1 rRNA gene is annotated in these 2,558 nt (G+C 52.9%); it reads right to left on the bottom strand.

The annotated features are described in order from the left end of the window. Nucleotides 1-2,558: ribosomal RNA gene (locus tag AAA938_RS20090) — 23S ribosomal RNA — on the bottom strand; the annotation flags it as partial.

Genomic DNA, 2,558 nt, shown 5'->3' with positions numbered 1-2,558 from the left:
CGGTCAGTCCAACCCGGTCCTCTCGTACTAAGGTCAGGTCCTCGCAAACTTCCCACGCCCGCAACAGATAGGGACCGAACTGTCTCACGACGTTCTGAACCCAGCTCGCGTGCCACTTTAATCGGCGAACAGCCGAACCCTTGGGACCTTCTCCAGCCCCAGGATGTGACGAGCCGACATCGAGGTGCCAAACCTCCCCGTCGATATGAGCTCTTGGGGGAGATCAGCCTGTTATCCCCAGCGTACCTTTTATCCTTTGAGCGACGGCCCTTCCATTCAGAACCGCCGGATCACTATACCCGTGTTTCCACCCTGCTCGGCTTGTCGGCCTTACAGTCAAGCTCCCTTATGCTATTGCACTCCTCGTACGGTTACCAAGCGTACTGAGGGAACCTTTGGAAGCCTCCGTTATCCTTTTGGAGGCGACCACCCCAGTCAAACTACCCACCAAGCAATGTCTCCCTTCAAGGGATTAGATACCAAGCAAACAAAGGGTGGTATTTCAACGGCGACTCCAAGAACACTGGCGTGCCCCCTTCACAGTCTCCCACCTATCCTACACATCGTTTGCCCAGTACCAATGCTAAGCTGCAGTAAAGGTGCATGGGGTCTTTCCGTCCCGTTGCGGGTACACGGCATCTTCACCGTGACTACAATTTCACCGAGCTCATGGCTGAGACAGCGCCCAGATCGTTACACCATTCGTGCAGGTCGGAACTTACCCGACAAGGAATTTCGCTACCTTAGGACCGTTATAGTTACGGCCGCCGTTTACTGGGGCTTCGATTCAATGCGTCGCTTGCGCTAACATCCCCTCTTAACCTTCCAGCACCGGGCAGGTGTCAGGCCTTATACCTAGTCTTTCAACTTCGCAAAGCCATGTGTTTTTGTTAAACAGTCGCCTGGGCCTCTTCACTGCGGCCCCCTGTTACAGGGGCGCCCCTTCTCCCGAAGTTACAGGGCCATTTTGCCGAGTTCCTTAGCCATGATTCACTCGAGCACCTTAGGATTCTCTCCTCGACCACCTGTGTCGGTTTGCGGTACGGGTACTCATACGCTTAACGCTAGAAGTTTTTCTTGGAAGCCCTTAGGGTCACTATCCGGTTGTCCTAAGACGCCCGGTACTATCACCTTCGGCTAGTCCGACGCATTTTACTATCAGACCAATACCTACTGGCTTCAACGCGGTATTCCGTCACCGCGCGGACCTTTCATCACTCCGTCACTCCATCGCCTGTATGAGCAGTACGGGAATATTAACCCGTTGTCCATCGACTACCCCTCTCGGGTTCGCCTTAGGCCCCGACTAACCCTGATCCGATTAACGTTGATCAGGAAACCTGGGTCTTACGGTGGGCGGGTTTCTCGCCCGCCTTATCGTTACTTATGCCTACATTTGCTTTTCCAATCTCTCCAGCAAACCTTACAGTTCACCTTCACCGATATTGGAATGCTCCCCTACCATGCTGACCATGTCAGCATCCTTCGCTTCGGTATTAGGTTTGATGCCCGATTATTATCGACGCCCTGTCGCTCGACCAGTGAGCTGTTACGCACTCTTTAAAGGAATAGCTGCTTCCAAGCTAACCTCCTGGCTGTCTCTGCAACTGGACCACCTTTGTTCAACTTAACCTAAATTTGGGGACCTTAGCGGAAGGTCTGGGTTCTTTCCCTCTCGGACTGGGACCTTAGCACCCCAGCCCTCACTGCCGTTTGAATATGATGGCATTCGGAGTTCGTCAGGATTTGGTAGGATGTGACTCCCCCTAGTCCTATCGGTAGCTCTACCTCCATCATACAATCCACGACGCTGTTCCTAAAAACATTTCGGGGAGTACGAGCTATTTCTCAGTTTGATTAGCCTTTCACCCCTACCCACAGCTCATCCGGAAGCTTTTCAACGCTTATCGGTTCGGTCCTCCATTCCGTGTTACCGGAACTTCAACCTGGCCATGGGTAGATCACTAAGTTTCGCGTCTACCCCCTCCGACTCAATCGCCCTTTCAGACTCGCTTTCGCTCCGGGTACAGCACTGAATGCCTTACCCTTGCCAGAGAGGTGTAACTCGTAGGCTCATTATGCAAAAGGCACGCCGTCACCCCACTCAAGGGCTCCGACCGCTTGTAAGCGCACGGTTTCAGGTTCTATTTCACCCCGTTATTCACGGTACTTTTCACCTTTCCCTCACGGTACTAGTCCACTATCGGTCTCTCAGGAGTATTTAGCCTTACCGGATGGTGCCGGCAAATTCAATCGGGATTCCTCCGGTCCCGACCTACTCAGGATACCCGCCCAATCAACAACCTTTCCAATACGGGACTCTCACCCCCTACGGTCGGCCTTCCCATGCCGTTCTCGTCAGTTTGTCAATCTTTTTGCAGGTCCTATAACCCCGAACATGCCGTAACATATTCGGTTTGGGCTGTTCCGCTTTCGCTCGCCACTACTCACGGAATCACTGTTGTTTTCTCCTCCTATGGGTACTTAGATGTTTCAGTTCCCCACGTTCGCTTCTCTTTCGAGATGGCTATTACTAGCCGGGTTGCCCCATTCGGAAA

The organism is Algoriphagus taiwanensis, assembly GCF_036245645.1.
GTDB lineage: Bacteria > Bacteroidota > Bacteroidia > Cytophagales > Cyclobacteriaceae > Algoriphagus > Algoriphagus taiwanensis.
Note: the sequence above shows the minus strand (reverse complement) of the source record. Positions and strands in the feature narration are given on the sequence as shown.